At 69.7% G+C, this 18,458-nt stretch carries 19 protein-coding genes and 1 riboswitch; of the genes, 14 read left to right on the plus strand and 5 right to left on the minus strand.

Annotation, left to right across the window (positions count from 1 at the left end):
* Nucleotides 1-190 precede the first annotated feature (190 nt).
* Both ACK8N7_RS23280 and ACK8N7_RS23285 read left to right on the plus strand, forming a co-directional pair.
* On the plus strand, nt 191-2,593 hold the full coding sequence (locus tag ACK8N7_RS23280) for an immune inhibitor A domain-containing protein (protein WP_500444012.1): 2,403 nt from the start codon (nt 191-193) through the stop codon (nt 2,591-2,593).
* A 124-nt stretch (nt 2,594-2,717) separates the two neighbouring features.
* A complete protein-coding gene (locus ACK8N7_RS23285; protein ID WP_364581753.1) occupies nt 2,718-3,086 on the plus strand; it encodes a hypothetical protein in 369 nt (122 codons plus the stop codon).
* A 40-nt stretch (nt 3,087-3,126) separates the two neighbouring features.
* Here ACK8N7_RS23285 and ACK8N7_RS23290 read toward each other — a convergent pair whose 3' ends face one another.
* Complete coding sequence (locus tag ACK8N7_RS23290) at nt 3,127-3,723, minus strand: isochorismatase family protein (RefSeq protein WP_403213245.1); 597 nt, start codon at nt 3,721-3,723, stop codon at nt 3,127-3,129.
* Nucleotides 3,724-3,892: 169 nt separating this feature from the next.
* Complete coding sequence (locus tag ACK8N7_RS23295; protein WP_403213243.1) at nt 3,893-5,221, minus strand: nicotinate phosphoribosyltransferase; 1,329 nt, start codon at nt 5,219-5,221, stop codon at nt 3,893-3,895.
* A gap of 79 nt (nt 5,222-5,300) precedes the next feature.
* Between ACK8N7_RS23295 and clpS the strand changes: the two genes are divergently transcribed.
* The 10 genes from clpS (at nt 5,301) to ACK8N7_RS23345 (ending at nt 13,309) form a co-directional block, all read left to right on the plus strand.
* Nucleotides 5,301-5,618: an ATP-dependent Clp protease adapter ClpS gene (gene clpS, locus ACK8N7_RS23300; RefSeq protein WP_403213241.1), complete on the plus strand. Its 318-nt coding sequence runs from the start codon at nt 5,301-5,303 to the stop codon at nt 5,616-5,618.
* A gap of 52 nt (nt 5,619-5,670) precedes the next feature.
* A complete protein-coding gene (locus ACK8N7_RS23305) occupies nt 5,671-6,282 on the plus strand; it encodes a DUF2017 domain-containing protein (RefSeq protein WP_403213239.1) in 612 nt (203 codons plus the stop codon).
* Between the two features lie 333 nt (nt 6,283-6,615).
* Nucleotides 6,616-8,061 carry an amino acid permease gene (locus ACK8N7_RS23310; protein WP_500444016.1) on the plus strand — a complete coding sequence of 482 codons (1,446 nt, stop codon included), beginning with the start codon at nt 6,616-6,618 and terminating at the stop codon, nt 8,059-8,061.
* A gap of 183 nt (nt 8,062-8,244) precedes the next feature.
* Nucleotides 8,245-8,667 carry a M67 family metallopeptidase gene (locus ACK8N7_RS23315; protein ID WP_018512377.1) on the plus strand — a complete coding sequence of 141 codons (423 nt, stop codon included), beginning with the start codon at nt 8,245-8,247 and terminating at the stop codon, nt 8,665-8,667.
* 53 nt (nt 8,668-8,720) lie between these two features.
* Nucleotides 8,721-8,870: riboswitch (cobalamin riboswitch) on the plus strand.
* A gap of 38 nt (nt 8,871-8,908) precedes the next feature.
* The gene (locus ACK8N7_RS23320) at nt 8,909-9,904 is read left to right on the plus strand and encodes an ABC transporter substrate-binding protein (protein WP_500444018.1); all 996 of its coding nucleotides are present in this window, start codon (nt 8,909-8,911) and stop codon (nt 9,902-9,904) included.
* The gene (locus tag ACK8N7_RS23325) at nt 9,901-10,941 is read left to right on the plus strand and encodes a FecCD family ABC transporter permease (protein WP_500444020.1); all 1,041 of its coding nucleotides are present in this window, start codon (nt 9,901-9,903) and stop codon (nt 10,939-10,941) included. The genes ACK8N7_RS23320 and ACK8N7_RS23325 overlap by 4 nt, the downstream gene beginning before the upstream one ends.
* A gap of 31 nt (nt 10,942-10,972) precedes the next feature.
* Entirely contained in the window at nt 10,973-11,770 is a 798-nt protein-coding gene (locus ACK8N7_RS23330) for an ABC transporter ATP-binding protein (protein WP_403213231.1), read from the plus strand.
* Between the two features lie 69 nt (nt 11,771-11,839).
* Nucleotides 11,840-11,956 (plus strand): putative leader peptide, encoded by a 117-nt coding sequence (locus tag ACK8N7_RS23335; RefSeq protein WP_319348922.1) that lies wholly within the window; start codon nt 11,840-11,842, stop codon nt 11,954-11,956.
* Nucleotides 11,957-12,080: 124 nt separating this feature from the next.
* The gene (locus tag ACK8N7_RS23340; RefSeq protein ID WP_351096320.1) at nt 12,081-12,359 is read left to right on the plus strand and encodes a MoaD/ThiS family protein; all 279 of its coding nucleotides are present in this window, start codon (nt 12,081-12,083) and stop codon (nt 12,357-12,359) included.
* Entirely contained in the window at nt 12,359-13,309 is a 951-nt protein-coding gene (locus tag ACK8N7_RS23345) for a PLP-dependent cysteine synthase family protein (protein ID WP_403213229.1), read from the plus strand. Before ACK8N7_RS23340 ends, ACK8N7_RS23345 begins: the two co-directional genes overlap by 1 nt.
* 168 nt (nt 13,310-13,477) lie before the next feature.
* On the opposite strand, the gene ACK8N7_RS23350 is transcribed toward ACK8N7_RS23345, so the two are convergent.
* A complete protein-coding gene (locus tag ACK8N7_RS23350; protein ID WP_403213227.1) occupies nt 13,478-13,981 on the minus strand; it encodes a type II toxin-antitoxin system PemK/MazF family toxin in 504 nt (167 codons plus the stop codon).
* 249 nt (nt 13,982-14,230) lie between these two features.
* On the opposite strand from ACK8N7_RS23350, the gene ACK8N7_RS23355 reads away from it, so the two are divergent.
* Complete coding sequence (locus tag ACK8N7_RS23355) at nt 14,231-14,983, plus strand: MBL fold metallo-hydrolase (RefSeq protein WP_403213226.1); 753 nt, start codon at nt 14,231-14,233, stop codon at nt 14,981-14,983.
* Nucleotides 14,984-15,058: 75 nt separating this feature from the next.
* Here ACK8N7_RS23355 and ACK8N7_RS23360 read toward each other — a convergent pair whose 3' ends face one another.
* Nucleotides 15,059-16,324 carry a PTS transporter subunit EIIC gene (locus ACK8N7_RS23360; protein WP_355124541.1) on the minus strand — a complete coding sequence of 422 codons (1,266 nt, stop codon included), beginning with the start codon at nt 16,322-16,324 and terminating at the stop codon, nt 15,059-15,061.
* A 258-nt stretch (nt 16,325-16,582) separates the two neighbouring features.
* The gene (locus ACK8N7_RS23365; RefSeq protein ID WP_403213223.1) at nt 16,583-17,842 is read right to left on the minus strand and encodes a PTS transporter subunit EIIC; all 1,260 of its coding nucleotides are present in this window, start codon (nt 17,840-17,842) and stop codon (nt 16,583-16,585) included.
* A gap of 195 nt (nt 17,843-18,037) precedes the next feature.
* Here ACK8N7_RS23365 and ACK8N7_RS23370 point away from each other — a divergent pair, with 195 nt between their 5' ends.
* Complete coding sequence (locus tag ACK8N7_RS23370; protein ID WP_256963024.1) at nt 18,038-18,298, plus strand: PTS sugar transporter subunit IIB; 261 nt, start codon at nt 18,038-18,040, stop codon at nt 18,296-18,298.
* The last annotated feature ends 160 nt before the right edge of the window (nt 18,299-18,458 follow it).

The following is an 18,458-nucleotide window of genomic DNA, read 5'->3' on the forward strand; positions in this document are numbered from 1 at the left end:
CCCGTTGGCGGTGATCCTGTCCGCATACCGGTAAAGCGCTCCTGCATAGTGCACTTGGTCTGTTCAAGTCAAGGTCTGTCTTTTCTCTCGCAACTCCGATCAAATGTCGTCACTTGTGACGCGTTTACGCGCGCGGCCCTCTCCATACCCCCCTGGCCGCTGCGCGGACGCCCGGGGAGGACTGCATCAAGTGACCAATCAGAGACGGGCGCTTCGCGCCGCTGCTGTTGTCGTGGCCATGGCCGCCACCGCAGCGACGGCGTCGACCTTCGCCACCGCCCAGGCGCATGACACCACGTCAGGCTCCGCCGCGTCTTCCGCCGACCGCCGTGACCCGGCGCCGGCGAAGGGGCATGTGGAGCACAACCTCGAAGGCCCCTTCAGCGAGCAGCAGGCGGCGCAGCGGGAGGCCGCGCTGGAGCAGGTGCTCTCCGGGGACAAGAAGGTGACCACCCGCAGCGGCTCCAAGGTCGTCAAGCTCGGCGACAAGAAGTACGTGGAGCTCGGCCGCGAGAAGACCGACAAGATCTTCACCATCCTGCTGGAGTTCGGCGACCAGGTCGACGACACCACGCTGTTCGACCCGGACGGCGACGGCCCCAAGCCGCCCGTCAAGAAGTTCGGCGGCACCCCCGGCCCGGCGCACAACAAGATCGCCAAGCCGGACCCGAAGAAGGACAACAGCACCGCCTGGAAGGCCGACTACAACCAGGCGCACTTCGAGAAGCTGTACTTCGGCGAGGGCAAGAACGTCCACTCGCTCAAGACCTACTACGAGAAGACCTCCTCGGGCCGTTACTCGGTCGACGGCGCGGTCTCCGACTGGGTGAAGGTCCCCTACAACGAGGCCCGGTACGGCTCGAACTACTGCGGCCAGTCCAACTGCGCCAGCGTCTGGGACGCGGTCCGCGACGGCGTCAACGCCTGGGTCGCCGACCAGAAGGCCAAGGGCCGTACGGACGCGCAGATCAAGGCGGACCTGGCCGAGTACGACGAGTGGGACCGTTACGACTTCGACGGCGACGGCAACTTCAACGAGCCGGACGGCTACATAGACCACTTCCAGCTGGTCCACGCCGGTGAGGACGAGTCCGCCGGCGGCGGCGCCGAGGGCCCCAACGCCATCTGGGCGCACCGCTGGTACGCGTACGGCACCAACGCGGGCGCGACCGGCCCGGCCGACAACAAGGCCGGTGGCGCGCAGATCGGTGACACGGGCATCTGGGTCGGCGACTACACCGTCCAGCCCGAGAACGGCGGCCTGGGCGTCTTCGCCCACGAGTACGCCCACGACCTCGGCCTGCCGGACCTGTACGACACCTCCGGCGGCGGCGAGAACTCGGTCGGCTTCTGGTCCCTGATGTCGGCGGGCTCCTGGCTCGGCACCGGCAAGGGCGAGATCGGCAACCTGCCCGGCGACATGACCTCCTGGGACAAGCTCCAGCTGGGCTGGCTCGACTACGACACGGCCAAGGCGGGCAAGACCTCGCTGCACAAGCTGGGCGTCTCGGAGTACAACACGAAGGACCCGCAGGCGCTCGTCGTAGAGCTGCCGGCCAAGGCCGTCACCACCACCGTCGTCAAGCCCGCCGAGGGTACGAAGCAGTGGTGGAGCGACCGGGGCGACAACCTGTCGAACACCCTGACCCGCTCGGTCGACCTGACCGGCAAGTCGTCGGCGAAGCTGGACCTTTCGGGCTGGTACGACATCGAGGCCGACTACGACTACCTCTACACCGAGGTGTCCGACAACGGCGGCACGAGCTGGACCGCGCTCGACGGCACCGCCGACGGCAAGGCCATCCCGCGCGACGCCAGCGACAAGCCGGCCCTGACCGACGTCTCGGGCGCGTACAAGAAGCTCTCCTTCTCCCTCGACGCCTACGCGGGCAAGAAGGTCGACCTCCGCTTCCGCTACCAGACGGACGGCGGCGCGGGCGGCAAGGGCTTCGCGGCCGACGAGATCACCGTCACGGCCGACGGCGCCACCCTCTTCTCGGACAACGCCGAGGGTGACGACAACGGCTGGACCGCGAAGGGCTTCTCGCGGATCGGTGAGTCGTTCTCGCAGGAGTACCCGCAGTACTACATCGCGGAGAACCGGCAGTACGTGTCGTACGACGAGACCCTCAAGGTCGGCCCGTACAACTTCGGCTTCGCCAACTCCCGCCCCGACTGGGTCGAGCACTACGCGTACCAGACCGGTCTGCTCGTCTGGCAGTGGGACACCTCCCAGAAGGACAACAACACCTCCGTCCACCCGGGCGAGGGTCTGATCCTTCCGGTCGACGCGCACGCCAAGCCGCTGAAGTGGAAGGACGGCTCGATCGTTCGCAACAAGATCCAGCCGTTCGACGCCCCGTTCAGCTGGTACCCGAACAAGGGCTTCACGCTCCACAACGCGGACGTGCCGCTGAAGATCCAGCCCTCGCTGGGCAACCCGGTCTTCGACGACCGCAAGGGCACCTACTGGTACAAGGAGAACCCGACGGGCAGTGTCAAGGTTTCTGACACGAACACCCGCATCTCCATCCTCCTGGAGCCGGCCAGCGGCTCCTCGATGACCCTGCTGGTCAGCCCCTCGGGCCGATAGTTCCATAGAACCGCAGGTCAGAGCATGATCGGCCGTCGCCCTCTAGCGGGCGGCGGCCGATCGTGTTTAGGTGCGTCTTGTTCACATCCTTATTGACACGACGTCTCACGGGGGAGTGCGGAGCATGGCAGGCGGAGGTTTCTGCAGGTTGCCGAACGGCACGGTGGTGGTGGCCCTCACCCTCACCAGACCGACGGAGGGCGCACCCTCCTGCGTCGGTACGGGGGCGGGCCCAGGGGCCCCGGTACGGGTGCTGGTCCACGCGGTGAACCGGGCGCGCGCCCTGACCAGGCTGCGCAATCTGGGGCTGCGGGCGGTCTACCTGCGCGGCAACGCGCAGCCGCCGACACCGGACGAGATCACGGCGGTGCTGCATCATCCGGACGGCCTGCTGTGGCGGGCGGCGCCCCAGTCCGGCCAAGAGCTGTGGCACCCGATCAGGGCCCTGCTGGGCCCGGCGGGGCACGCCGGACCCGCCCGCCCGGCGGCGTAGGGGCGGGCTCGCACAGGGCTGTGGCGGGGCTTTGGCAGGGCTACAGCGCCTCGGCCACGACGGGTTTCCCGGAGAGCTTCACGCCCGCCGTCCGGAGCTCGTCCAGGGCCCGCTCGGTGGTCGCGCCGGAGACCCCGGCGGTCAGGTCGAGCAGCACATGGGTGACGAAGCCCTCACGGGCCGCGTCCAGGGCGGTGGCCCGTACGCAGTGGTCGGTGGCGATGCCGACCACGTCGACCTCGGTGACGGACCGGTCGCGCAGCCACTGGGCGAGACCGGTCCCGTTCTCGTCGGAGCCCTCGAAACCGCTGTACGCGGCCGAGTAGGCGCCCTTGTCGAAGACGGTGTCGATGGCCCCGGAGGCGACGGCGGGCGCGAAGTTCGGGTGGAAGCCGACGCCCTCCGTACCGGCGACGCAGTGCACCGGCCAGGAGTGCTCGAAGTCCGGGGTGTCGGAGAAGTGGTCGCCGGGGTCGACATGGTGGTCCCGGGTGGCGACCACGTGCCGGTAGCCGGGCTGGGCCTCACCGATGAGATCGGTGATGGCGGCGGCGACGTCGGCACCACCCGCCACCGCGAGGCTGCCGCCCTCGCAGAAGTCGTTCTGAACGTCCACGACGATCAATGCGCGGTGCATGGCGGGTGTCCTTAGGTGGGGGAGAGAGCGGTCATGGTCCGGCGTTCACGGGGATGCAACGAGCGTAGAGACTGGGGGCTGACAATCAACCCCTACCCCGTCCCGGCCCGTCCGGCGTTTGAGGACGGAACCCTCGCGGCGGGGCCCCCGCACCTTCCGAGGCCCGGCCTCACACGTACTCCGTCCCGATCACCGGCTCCCCACGGGACAACTGCATCGCCGACATCGGCAACCCCGCCCGCGCCACGACATGCCGCTCCCGGGCCGCCTCCAGAGGCTCCCGCGCGACGACCTCCCCGCCCCGCACCAGCTCCACCAGCAGCTCCCGCCCGGCCAGCTCCTCCGGCACGGGCCCGGTGCCGATCACCTCGGCCTCGGCGGCACCGTCCTCGTCCGCCCGGCGCGCGGCCCACTTGCGACCGCCCTTCGACGACTTCGCCCCGAGCGACTTCTTCGCCACCGGCACCAGCGGAGCATCCGGCTCCGCCGACCCGGCCCGGGCCACCAGCTTGTAGACCATCGAGCACGTGGGGTGCCCGCTCCCGGTGACCAGCTGCGTGCCGACCCCGTACGCGTCCACCGGCGCGGCCGCCAGCGAGGCGATCGCGTACTCGTCCAGGTCCGAGGTCACCACGATCTTCGTGCCCGTCGCCCCCAGCTCGTCCAGCTGCTGCCGCACCCGGTGCGCGACCAGCAGCAGGTCGCCCGAGTCGATCCGTACGGCTCCCAGCTCGGGCCCCGCGATCTCCACCGCCGCCCGCACCGCCTCGGTCACGTCGTACGTGTCGACCAGCAGCGTCGTGCCCCGCCCCAGCGAGTCCACCTGCGCCCGGAACGCGTCCCGCTCGGTGTCGTGCAGCAGGGTGAAGGCGTGCGCGCTGGTCCCCACGGTCGGGATCCCGTAGCGGAATCCGGCCGCCAGGTCGGAGGTGGCGTCGAACCCGCCGACGTACGCCGCACGCGCCGACGCCACCGCCGACAGCTCGTGCGTCCGCCGCGCCCCCATCTCGATCAGCCGGCGGCCCCCCGCGGCGGCCGACATCCGCGAGGCGGCGGCCGCGATCGCGGAGTCGTGGTTGAGGATGGAGAGGATCACCGTCTCCAGCAGCACGCACTCGGCGAAGGAGCCCTCCACCCGCAGGACCGGCGAGCCCGGGAAGTACACCTCGCCCTCCGGGTAGCCCCAGATGTCGCCGCTGAAGCGGTAGCCCGCCAGCCATTGCAGGGTCGGCTCGTCCACGATGTGCTGCTGGCGCAGGAAGCCGATCATCTCGTCGTCGAAGTGGAAGTTCTCCACCGCGTCCAGCACCCGCCCGGTGCCCGCGACGACTCCGTACCGCCGCCCCTCGGGCAGTCGGCGGGTGAACGCCTCGAAGACCGAGTGCCGGTCGGCGGTGCCCGCCTTGAGGGCCGCCTGCACCATGGTCAGCTCGTACTGGTCGGTGAAGAGCGCGGTCGACGGAACGCCGACCCGTCGCCCGAGGTCCGCTGAGTTCATGGCTGGGATGCTACCCCCTATTCGTCAAAGTGACGAGATGTGGGGTCCGTTTGTGCGTGGGGACCGCCCGGGTGGCAGCATGGGACAGGTGAGCGTTGCTACCCCCGTAGAGATCGAACGTCCTGATTCGGCCGAGGAGACCTTCGCGGTCCCCGAGCCGGACGTCCCGTGGGTCACGCTCGTCCACAACGACCCGGTCAATCTCATGAGCTATGTGGCCTATGTCTTCCAGGCCTACTTCGGCTACCCCAAGGACAAGGCGCACAAGCTGATGCTCGACGTGCACCAGAAGGGCCGCGCCGTCGTCTCCAGCGGGAGCCGCGAGGAGATGGAGCGCGACGTCCAGGCCATGCACGGCTACGGGCTGTGGGCCACCCTCACCCAGGACCGCAACTAGGGCTTCGCCCGCCCCCGCCACCTGCCCCGTTCGACCCACCATCGGAGAATCCATGGCCGGCCATTTCGAGGCCACCCCGGGCGGCGGCGCGGCCGTCGCGCTCGACGAGGTCGAGATCTCGATCCTGCGCTCCCTCGCCGTGCAGCTGCTCGAACTGCTCGGCCCGGGCGACACGCCCGCCGAGGGCGAGGACCCGCTCGCCGCGCTCTTCACCGAGGGCCCCAGCAAGCCGCCGTCCGACCCGGCCCTGGCCCGGCTCTTCCCGGACGCGTACGGGGGGCCCGACGGGCCCGCCCCGCAGGAGAAGTCCGAGGAGGAGCTGCGGGAACTGTCCGCCGAGTTCCGCCGCTTCACCGAGAACGACCTGCGCTCCCGCAAGCGTGAGGACGCCCTCGCCGTCGTCCGGACCCTGGACGCCCTCTCGCCCGCCGGGGGCGGCGGAGCCGTACTCGTCCTCACCGCCGACGAGTGCCGCTCCTGGCTCGGCTCGCTCAACGACCTGCGGCTCACCATCGGCACCCGGCTGGAGGTCTCCGACGAGGACGAGGGCGAGGAAGGCTCTCTCTACCGGCTCCCCGACAGCGATCCGCGCAAGCCCATGGTGATGGCCTACCTGTGGCTCGGGGCCCTCCAGGAAACGCTCGTCGAATCACTGATGCCGTAATCCGCCGGCTGTCCCTCCGCAGAGCCGGGAAAGACATCCTGTTCGCTCAACGGACGCTCAGATCCGGGTAACGATCCCCCCAAGTCATTGATGGCATTCATGGGGGATGGGGTTCCTTGTCCCCTTTTGCCTGTGGGGTGCGCCACAGAATGTCCCGTGGTGTCCTGTGACGGCCGTGATAAATCTTCACGATCGCCCGGGGACGCCACCCCTGTTCCCGGGGCCGCCACAAGCCGGCCGAACGCCGGTGGCACTCCATCCATATCCGGGGGGATCAGGACCTGATCCGCAGCCTTGCAGGCGCGGATCGGCGTGGAGAAAGGCGCACCACACATGACATCGGCACAGGTCGACGAGGGACAGGCCGACAAGGGAAGGCCCGGCGCGGAAGCCGGAGAGGCCGAGACCGGTGGCGAGGGGTACCAGCGCGGTCTGGGAGCTCGTCAGATCCAGATGATCGCCATCGGCGGAGCCATCGGTACCGGGCTCTTCCTCGGCGCGGGCAAAGCGATCGACCGGGCCGGGCCCAGCCTCATCCTGGCCTACGTCCTCGCGGGCCTGGTCATCTTCTTCATCATGCGGGCCCTGGGCGAACTCCTCATGTACCGCCCGGTTTCCGGCTCCTTCTCGGAGTACGCCCGCGAATTCATCGGACCGTTCTTCGGATTCGTGACCGGCTGGACGTACTGGCTGTTCTGGGTCGTCACCGGAATCACCGAAGTCACCGCCGCAGCCACCTATATGACGTACTGGTGGGACATTCCGCAGTGGCTGTCCGCACTCGTCTTCACCGTCATTCTGTACGGCGCCAACCTGATCTCCGTGAAGCTCTTCGGTGAGCTGGAGTTCTGGTTCTCGATGGTCAAGGTCACCGCGATCGTCGGCATGATCCTCATCTGCGCCGGCGTCCTGACCCTCGGCTTCTCCGACGTGGGCGACACCGCGACCGTCTCCAACCTCTGGAACGACGGCGGGTTCTTCCCCAACGGCGTCGGCGGCATGCTCATGACGCTCCAGATCGTCATGTTCGCCTTCCTCGCCGTCGAACTCGTCGGCGTCACCGCCGGTGAGTCCAAGGACCCCAAGACCGTGCTGCCCAAGGCCATCAACACCGTGCCGTGGCGCATCGCCGTCTTCTACGTCGGCGCGCTGATCATGATCCTGTCGGTCGTGCCGTGGTCCACCTTCAAGCCGGGCGTCTCGCCGTTCGTGAAGGCCTTCGAGGAGATGGGGCTCAGCGTCGGCGCCGCCATCGTCAACTTCGTCGTCCTGACCGCGGCGCTCTCCTCCTGCAACTCCGGCATGTACTCCACCGGCCGTATGCTCCGCGACCTGGCCCTGAACGGACAGGGCCCGCGCGCCTTCACCAAACTGACGAAGAACGGCCTGCCGCTCACCGGCACCACCTTCTCCGCCGCCCTGATGCTCGTCGGCGTCTGGATCAACTACCAGTGGCCGGGCGAGGCGTTCAACTACGTCGTCTCCTTCGCGACCATCTCCGGCATGTGGGCCTGGATCATGATCCTGTTCAGCCAGATCCGCTACCGCCGCCTGGCCGATCAGGGCGTGCTCCCGCAGTCCTCGTTCAAGGCCCCGGGCGCCCCGTACACCAGTTGGTTCGCGCTCGCCTTCATCGGCATGGTCATCGTGATGATGGCGGTCGACAAGGACGCCAGGATCTCGCTCTACTGCGCCCCGATCTGGGCGCTCCTCCTCGGCGTCTCCTACCTGGTGCTCAAGTCGCGCAACCCGGAGAACAACGCCTTCGTCAAGCGCTGACCCGAGGGCGGGCCCGGGTCACCGGCCCCCCTCCGCCAACCTGAGGGCGGGCCCGGTCTCCCCGGCCCACGACCACCCTCCTCCCGGACCGCCCCGGCCACCCCCACGGCCCCGGCGTCCACCATGCGGCCCTCTCCGTACCACCCACCGGTACGCAGAGGGCCGCATGCCTATCCTGGCGCCATGCTGACCATCACCCAGGCGCTCCACGACCAGATCGTCGCCCACTCCCGCGCCGACCACCCCGACGAGGCGTGCGGCGTGGTGGCGGGCCCGGCCGGAACGGGGCGCCCCGAGCGCTTCATCCCGATGCTCAACGCCGCCCGCTCGCCCACGTTCTACGAGTTCGACTCCGGCGACCTCCTCAAGCTCTACCGAGAGATGGACGACCGAGACGAGGAGCCCGTGGTCATCTACCACTCGCACACGGCGACCGAGGCCTACCCCTCCCGCACCGACGTGACGTACGCCAACGAGCCCGGCGCCCACTACGTCCTGGTCTCCACCGCCGACACCGACGGCGCCGGCCCCTTCCAGTTCCGCTCGTACCGCATCGTGGACGGCGAGATCACCGAGGAAGACGTGCAGGTCGTCGAGGCGTACTGAGGACTGCCGGCCTCTCCGGGGCCCTGCGGAGCCGCCGCCCGGGTCTGGCACACTGCCCCCAGAACCCATCAAGGCAGCAGGAACCAGGAAGCCGGTGCGAATCCGGCACGGTCCCGCCACTGTGACCGGGCCCCCTCCCGTACGGACTGACGTACCGGAGGGCGGCCCGGAAGCCAGGAACTGGCCCGCCGCCTTCTCGCATCGACCAGGGGACGCGGAAATCCCCCGGAGAGGCCCCGCCATGTCCCGGCGCACCCCCGCGCTCATAGCCGCCGCCGTGCTGCTCCCGCTCGCCCTCACCGCCTGCTCCACCCCGGAGGGCGACGAGCCCACCGGGAACAAGGCCGCGGCGAAGAGCGACGGCTTCCCGTACACCGTCACCAACTGCGGTGTCACCACGACCTTCAAGGCCCCGCCGAAGCGCGTGGTCACCATGAACCAGCACGTCACCGAGATCATGCTGGAACTGGGCCTGGCCAAGTCCCTCGTCGGCACCGCCTACCTCGACGACAAGGTCCTGCCGAAGTACGAGAAGGACTACGCGTCCGTCCCGGTCATCGCCAAGGAGTACCCCTCCTACGAGCAGGTCCTCGCCACCAGCCCCGACTTCGTCTACGGCGGCTACAGCAGCGCCTTCACCTCGGGCGACGGCCGAGGCCGCGAGGCCTTCAAGAAGTCCGGCATCGAGACCCGGCTCAACACCGAGAGCTGCGCCAAGGCCGACACCCCGATGGAGACCCTCTACGAGGAGGTCCGCGAGGTCGGCCGCACCTTCGGCGTCACCGACCGCGCCGAGGCCTGGATCAAGCAGGCCAAGGCCGGCAACGCCGCCACCGCCGAGAAGCTGAAGGACCTGAAGCCGCTCTCCGTCTTCGTCTACGACAGCGGCGACAAGACCGCCTTCACCGCGGGCGGCAAGGGCATCGGCAACGAGCTGATCAAGCGCGCCGGCGGCACCAACATCTTCGCCGACCTCGACAAGTCCTTCGGCGACGCCTCCTGGGAGAACGTGGTCGCCCGCAAGCCCGAGGCGATCGTGATCTACGACTACGGCTCCACCACCGTCGAACAGAAGAAGAAGCGCCTCCTGAGCGACCCGGCCCTCGCCGACGTGCCCGCCATCAAGAACAAGCGGTTCGCGGTCATGCCGCTCTCCGACGCGGTCCTCGGCGTCCGCGTCCCCGCCGCTGTCGAGAAGCTCGCGGCGCAGCTCCACCCGGCGGCCACCACCCCGTGACCTGCCGCACCCCCGCACCGCGGCGGCTGCTGCGCTACACCCTGGTGGTCGGCGTCCTCGCCGTACTCCTCGCAGCCGCCGTGGTCGCCGCCCTCGCCCTCGGCTCCGTCCGCATCCCGCCCGGCCAGGTGCTCGACATCCTGACCGGGCGGGCGGAGGCGAGCCCCTTCCGCACGATCGTCCTGGACGTCCGGCTGCCCCGGGTCCTGCTCGGGATCGTCGTCGGCGCCGGACTCGCCGTCATCGGCACCGTCCTCCAGGCCCTCGTCCGTAACCAGCTCGCCGACCCGTTCCTCCTCGGCGTCTCCTCCGGCGCCTCCACCGGCGCGGTCCTGGTGATCGTCCTCGGCATCGGCGCCACCCTCGCCACCACCGTCACGATCCCCGCCGCCGCCTTCGCCGGCGCGCTGCTCTCGCTGCTGCTCGTCTACACCCTGGCGCGCGGCGGAGGCGGCCTCACCACCAACCGGCTCGTCCTCGCCGGGGTCGCCGTCTCCTACATCCTCTCCGCCCTGACCAGCCTGATCCTGGTCACCTCCGCCCGCGCCGACCACCTCCAGGAAGTCCTCTACTGGACCCTCGGCGGCCTCGGCGCGGCCCGCTGGGACATGCTCGCGCTCCCCACCATCGCCCTGGTCGCCGGCACGGGCGTACTCCTCACCCTGGCCCGGCCGCTCGACCTGCTCCTTGTGGGGGAGGAGGGCGCGACCGTGCTGGGCCTGGACACCGCCCGCTTCCGGGCCGCCGTCTTCGTCCTCGCCTCGCTGATGACCGGGGCGCTCGTCGCGTACAGCGGAGCCATCGGCTTCGTCGGGCTGATGGTCCCGCACATGGCCCGGATGGCGGTCGGCGCCTCGCACCGCGCGCTGCTCCCGGTGGCCGCGCTCGGCGGGGCGGTGTTCCTGGTCCTCGCGGACCTGGCCGCCCGTACCCTCGCGGCCCCGCAGGACATCCCGGTCGGCGTGCTCACGGCCCTCACCGGCGGCCCGTTCTTCCTGTGGATGCTGCGCCGCCGCCCCGAGGGAGCGCCCGCATGACGACCGTACGTACCGCCGGGGGAGCCCGCCCGTGACCACCCTGCGCACCGAGGGCCTCTCGTACGGAATCGGCGAAGGCCGCCACCTCGTCGACGCCGTCGACCTCACCGCCGCCGACGGCGAGACGGTCGGCCTGGTCGGCCCCAACGGCAGCGGCAAGACCACGCTCCTGCGCTGCGTCTACGGCACCCTGCGCCCCACCCACGGCCGGGTCCTCCTCGACGGCGACGACCTCGCCACCCTCCCCGTGAAGGCCCGTGCCCGCCGCGTCGCCACCGTCCCGCAGGACGGTCACGCCGGGTTCGAGCTCACCGTCGGCCAGGTCGTCGCGATGGGCCGCGCCCCGCACAAGCGGTTCTGGGAGGCGGACAGCGCCGCCGACACCGCGCTCGTCACCGACGCCCTGGAGCGGGTGGGGATCGCCGCACTCGAACCCCGTACGTTCGCCTCCCTCTCCGGCGGCGAACGCCAGCGCGCCCTGGTCGCCCGCGCCCTGGTCCAGCAGCCCGCGCTCGTCGTCCTGGACGAGCCGACCAACCACCTGGACATCCGCTACCAGCTGGAGATCCTCTCCCTGGTCCGCGAGCTGGGCACCACCAACCTCCTCGCCCTGCACGACCTGAACCTCGCCGCGTACTACTGCGACCGGATCTACGTCCTCAAGGACGGCCGCGTCGTCGCCTCCGGCACCCCTCAGGAGGTCCTCACGGCGGAGCTGCTGAGCGAGGTGTACGGCGTCGCCGCCGAGGTCAGCACCCACCCGAAGACCGGCGCCCCCACGGTGATCTACCTCCCGCAGGACCACACCAGACGGCATCGGTCCGCATAGTGGTCGCTCGCCATCCATCATGTGGGATCACACTCGGGTTTCCGGACCGGGAATCGATACGATGCCCGCATGGTTCCCCATGACGTGAGCAACAGGACGCCGGGCACGCTGCTCGTCGCGCGGCTGCACGTCGACCTGTGCAGGCTCGCGAGCGCGATCTGTCCGCCGCCCGCGGCCTGCCCGTGAGCCGCCCGGCCTGAGTCCCGGTCCGCGCGAGCCCCACCCGTACGCACCACGCACCACACCCCCTGCGCGGGGGAAGAAACGCGCGCCCCACGCCACCTCCCCGCTTTCGACAGGAGCCCACGCCATGGCCATCGAGGTCCGCATCCCGACCATCCTCCGCACCTACACCGACGGCGCCAAGGCCGTCGAGGGCAACGGGGACACCCTCGCCGACCTCTTCGCCGACCTGGAGAGCCGCCACACCGGCATCCGTGAGCGCATCGTCGACGGCGAACAGCTCCGCCGCTTCGTGAACGTCTACCTCAACGACGAGGACGTCCGCTTCCTCGACGGCATCACCACCAAGCTCAGCGACGGCGACAACGTCACCATCCTCCCGGCCGTCGCCGGCGGCATGCGCTGATGCGGTACGACTCCCCGCTGGCGGCCGTGGGGAACACCCCCCTCGTCCGCCTCCCGCGGCTGTCCCCGTCCGAGGACGTCCGCATCTGGGCCAAGCTGGAGGACCGCAACCCCACCGGCTCGATCAAGGACCGCCCCGCGCTCCACATGGTCGAACAGGCCGAGAAGGACGGCCGGCTGACGCCCGGCTGCACCATCCTGGAGCCCACCAGCGGCAACACCGGCATCTCGCTCGCCATGGCGGCCAAGCTCAAGGGCTACCGCATCGTCTGCGTCATGCCGGAGAACACCTCGCAGGAGCGGCGCGACCTGCTCGCCATGTGGGGCGCCGAGATCATCTCCTCGCCGGCCGCGGGCGGCTCCAACACCGCCGTACGCGTCGCGAAGGAACTTGCGGCGGAGCACCCGGACTGGGTGATGCTCTACCAGTACGGCAACCCCGACAACGCGGGCGCCCACTACGCCACCACCGGACCGGAGATCCTCACCGACCTCCCGTCCATCACGCACTTCGTGGCGGGCCTCGGCACCACCGGCACCCTCATGGGCGTCGGCCGCTACCTCCGCGAGAACCGCCCGGACATCCAGATCGTCGCCGCCGAACCGCGCTACGACGACCTGGTCTACGGCCTGCGCAACCTGGACGAGGGCTTCGTCCCCGAGCTCTACGACGCCTCGGTCCTCACCACCCGCTTCTCCGTCGGCTCCGCCGACGCGGTCACCCGCACCCGCGAACTCCTCCAGCAGGAGGGCATCTTCGCGGGCGTCTCCACCGGCGCCGCACTCCACGCGGCGATCGGCGTGGCCAACAAGGCGGTCAAGGCGGGGGAGAGCGCGGACATCGTCTTCGTGGTGGCGGACGGCGGCTGGAAGTACCTGTCGACGGGCGTCTACACGGCAGAGACGACGGAAGCGGCGATCGAAACACTGCAGGGCCAGCTCTGGGCGTAGGGCCTGGCCAACTCCGGGCTCAAGCCCTGCTTGCAGCCCGTCCGCACCATCCCGGCCCGTCCGGCGTTCGAGGACATCTTTCAAGCCCCTCCGGCGATTGAGGAGCGGGGCCCGGGGCAGCGCCCCGAAAGGCCCCGCCCCTCACCCCGCCCGCGCCACCGCGAGGTGTCACCCCGCCCCCAGCCCCCGCACCCGCTCCCACAGCTCCGCATCCACGGCCCCCACCCTCCGGCGGAACCCGGCGACCCGCACCTCACGCAGCTCATCCGTCTCCAGGAAGCTCTGCCGCCCCCGCTGATCCCCCACCGTTCCCGCGGGCAGCGCGATCACCCCGGGCCGCTCCTCGTGATGCTTGCTGGTGATCTTGGCGACGACGGCCGTGCGCCCCCGGCCCCGGCCCCGTACGGAGAGGACCAGGCACGGCCGGTCCTTGGACCCGGGCCCGTCCTCGTACGGCACATCGGCCCACCACACCTCACCCGCCCGCGGCGTACGCCCGTCCCCGCGCCCCGCCGGGCCGGACGGCCGTGACGGCGGCCGGGTCGACCCCTCCGGCTGCCGGGGCCGCCGCGACCGGGGCCCCCGGTCCGAGCGCCCCCGCCCGTCCACCACCGCGGCGACGAGGGCCAGCAGAACCACGGCGACCAGCGCCACCCACCAGAACATGTCCATCCCCCGACCGTACCGGCGGCCGGCGGGCACCCCTCCCGCGTCAGGACGCCGCGCCCGGGCCCCACCATGGACGCGCTTCCATCGAACCGGTGACAGAGCAGGTGAGTTCCCCCACAACGGCAGGCGGCAGAGGAGCGACGCGGAGTTTTGCGCCTTACGCTCGACAAACCGCAAAACGTTCCGGCAGGAATTGCACGACCCCTTCCGCACGAACCCTCCCCGTTCCCACGTCTCGGAGGTTCACGCTCCATGAAGCTCACCGTCGTCGGCTGCTCCGGCTCGTTCCCGTCCCCGGGTTCGGCATGCTCGAGCTACCTCGTAGAGGCCGACGGCTTCCGGCTGCTCCTCGACATGGGCAACGGCGCCCTCGGCGAGCTGCAGCGCCACGTCGGTCTCTACGACCTCGACGCGATCTTCCTCAGCCACCTCCACGCCGATCACTGCATCGACATGTGCGCGTACTTCGTCGTGCGCTACTACCGCCACGACGGCGCCCGCCCCGTCCCCCTTCCGGTCTACGGACCCGAGGGCACCGAGCAGCGCCTGACCACCGCCCATGCCGACACCCCTTCCGACCGGGCGATGAGCGAGGTCTTCGACTTCCACACGCTCAAGGCGCACTCCTTCGAGATCGGCCCCTTCTCGGTCCGTACGGAGAAGCTCTGCCACCCCGTCGACACCTTCGGCATCCGGATCGAGCACGGCGGCTCCACCCTCGCCTACTCCGGGGACACGGGAATCTGCGACGCCCTGGAGGAGCTGGCCCGGGACGCGGACCTGTTCCTCTGCGAGGCGTCGTTCGTCGACGGCAAGGAAGACATCCCCGACCTGCACCTCAACGGCCGCGAGGCGGGCGAGGCCGCCGCCCGCGCCGACGTACGCCGGCTCGTCCTGACCCACATCCCGCCGTGGACGGACGCGGACCGCAACCTCGCCGACGCGCGGACGGTCTACCCGGGCCCGGTGGAACTGGCCGTGCCGGGAGCGGTGTACGAGTTCTGAGTTCCGAGTACGACGGAACCCCCGCCCTCCGGGAGGGAGGGCGGGGGTTCCGTGTGTACGGGTTGGGGCTGAGGGCTACTTGGCCTCGGCCTTCTGCAGCTCGGCGAGCTCCTCGTCCGATTCCCGGCCCGGGGTCGGGAGGTTGAACTTGGTGATCGCGAAGCGGAAGACCACGTAGTAGACCACCGCGAAGCAGAGGCCGACCAGGACCAGCAGCCAGGGCTTCGACGCGATGCCGAGGTTCAGCAGGAAGTCGACCAGACCGGCGGAGAAGCCGAAGCCGTCCTTCATGCCGAGCGCCCAGGTCAAGGCCATCGACACACCGGTCAGCACCGCGTGGATCGCGTACAGCACCGGGGCGATGAACATGAACGTGAACTCGATCGGCTCGGTCACACCGGTGACGAACGAGGTCAGCGCCAGGGAGAACATCATGCCGCCGACGACCTTGCGGCGCTCGGGGCGGGCACAGTGGACGATCGCGAGGCAGGCCGCCGGGAGGGCGAACATCATGATCGGGAAGAAGCCGGTCATGAACTGTCCGGCGTCCGGGTCACCGGCGAGGAAGCGGGCGATGTCGCCGTGGGCGCCGTTGTACTCGCCCGCCTGGAACCACGGGAAGGAGTTCAGCAGGTGGTGCATGCCGACCGGGATCAGCGCACGGTTGGCGACACCGAAGATGCCCGCGCCGACCGCGCCGGAGCCGACGAGCCACTCACCGAAGTTGTGCAGACCGGCGCCGAGGACCGGCCAGATCAGACCGAAGACGATACCGATGAGCAGACCCGCGAAGGCGGAGAGGATCGGGACCAGGCGGCGGCCGCTGAAGAAGCCCGCCCAGTCGGGCAGCTTCGTCCGGTAGAACTTCTGGTACAGCAGGGCCACGACTATGCCCATCACGACACCGCCGAGGACACCGGCGTTGACAGGGGCGTCGCTCATCACGATCTTGCCGTCGGCCACGCTCGCGACCTGGGGCAGGTTGCCGTCCGTGAAGGTGGCGAGCACCTTCTGGAAGACGAGGTAACCGGTGACGGCGGCCAGCGCGGTCGAGCCGTCCGACTTCTTCGCGAAGCCGATGGCGATGCCGACGGCGAACAGCAGCGGCATGTTGTCGAGGATGGCGCCACCGCCCGCGGCCATGTAGCTCGCGAGCTTCGTGATGAAGGTCGGGAACGATTCGCGGCCCAGCATGTCGCCGTTGCCGAGGCGTACCAGGAGCGCGGCAGCCGGCAGCACGGCGACCGGCAGCATGAGGCTGCGGCCGATGCGCTGCATGACGGCCATCGCGCCGGCGCCCTTCTTCTTCTCGGCCGCGGGTGCGGTCTCAGCCGTGGTCATCAACATCCTCCATGGGGCACGGTGCCGCCCGGGTCATTGATGCGGGGAGGCGGCGACTCGACAGACGCGGCAGACAGCCGTGGTCTGGACCACTCAGTGGTGTAGACCAGTTTTAGCACGGTGAGGGTTAGATAAGGAACCTGCAATTCCCTCCTGATTCGCGGTAGTAGATCCGGCACGTTCGGTGACATGCCGAAGGCCCCCGGACCGGAGGGTCCGAGGGCCTTGGGCGAGCGGGGCGGCAGCCCCTCTGTCCTGCTACTTCGTGAGGTCCTGCTCGATCTCCTTCTCGATCTCCTCCGGTTCGCGCCCCGGAGTCTTGAGGTCGAACTTGGTGATAGCGAAGCGGAAGACCACGTAGTAGATCACCGCGAAGCACACGCCGATCGGGATGATCAGCCATGGTTTCGTATCGAGATGCCAGTTGACGACGTAGTCGATCAACCCGGCCGAGAAGCTGAACCCGGCATGCACCCCCAGCAGCCAGGTGATGCCCATCGAGGCGCCGGTGAGCACCGCGTGCGCGCCGTACAGCAGCGGTGCGACGAACATGAACGAGAACTCGATCGGCTCGGTCACACCCGTGACGAACGAGGTCAGCGCCACCGACACCATCAGCCCGCCCACTTCCTTGCGGCGCTCGGGCCGCGCGGTGTGGGTGATGGCCAGGGCGGCCGCGGGGAGGCCGAACATCATGATCGGGAAGAAGCCCGAGGTGAACTGCCCGGCCGACGGGTCCTCGGCGAAGAACCGGGAGATGTCGCCCTGGACGGTCGCGCCGTCCGCCCCGGTGAACTCGCCCGCCTGGAACCAGAAGAACGTGTTCAGGAACTGGTGCATGCCGATCGGGATCAGCAGCCGGTTCGCGAAGCCGAAGATCGCCGCGCCCCACGAGCCGAGGTCGATGAGCTGCTTGGAGAACCAGGTCAGCCCGTCACCCACCGGCTGCCACAGCAGCCCGAACAGCACGCCCAGGATCACGCAGAGGAACGCCATCAGGATCGGCACCAGGCGCCGGCCGTTGAAGAAGCCGAGCCAGTCCACCAGCTTGGTGCGGTGGTAGCGCTGCCAGACCACCGCGGTCAGCAGGCCGATCAGGATGCCGCCGAGGACCCCGGGGTTCTGCGGCTCACCGGCGGGCAGCTCGTCCGTCACGCTGCCGTCCATGGGGAACGCCCCGAGGACGCCCCGGTAGACCAGGAAGCCGACCACGGCCGCGAGCGCGGTCGAGCCGTCGGCCTTCTTCGCGAAACCGATGGCCACGCCGATGCAGAAGAGGAGCGGCAGGCCGACCTGGCCGTCGAGGATCGCGGTGCCGCCGTTGAGCAGCACCAGGGAGGTCTTCTCCCAGAAGGCGCCGTGAAGGTAGGAGGAGAACAGGTTCCCGAGGCTGACGAGCAGACCGGCCGCCGGGAGGACGGCCACCGGGAGCTGGAGGCTGCGGCCGACCTTCTGCAAGCCCTGGACCGGCCCGTTCCACCATTTTGGCTGCGGTGCCGCAGCGGCGCTCGAACTCATCGGCATCCTTCCGGAACAAGCCTCGTTTGGCGGTCGTTGGAAACTGGTGTAGACCAGTTGCGTCACGGTCCGGGGTCCGCCCCGAAGTCAGGGCACCGGTGATCGTCATCTTTGGTGATAGTCCGGTTACCCGCCCGCGAAGTTGGGCCAACCGTGCGTTACCGTGACGAAACGGACCCGCAGCGGGCGGCCCGTCTGCACGCGAAAACCAGGGAGAAGGACATGGCCACCAAGGCTGAGAAGATCGTCGCCGGGCTCGGCGGCATCGAGAACATCGACGAGATCGAAGGCTGCATCACCCGCCTCCGCACCGAGGTCCACGACGCCAGCAAGGTCGACGAAGCCGCCCTCAAGGCCGCCGGCGCCCACGGCGTGGTCAAGATGGGCACCGCGATCCAGGTCGTCATCGGCACCGACGCGGACCCCATCGCCGCCGACATCGAAGACATGATGTGACCGGCTGACACCCCGCCGGACACCACGGCCGCCCCCCTGGGGGACGGCCGCCCCCGCAGGCCCCGCACCCCACCGGTGACGGGGCCTGCGCCGTACCGCCGGACGCCCGCCCCACCCCTCCACCGCACCCGAACGGAGCCACCCCCGCCAACGGATAAAG

The sequence above is a fragment of the Streptomyces griseobrunneus genome (assembly GCF_046713465.1).
GTDB classification, from domain to species: domain Bacteria; phylum Actinomycetota; class Actinomycetes; order Streptomycetales; family Streptomycetaceae; genus Streptomyces; species Streptomyces microflavus.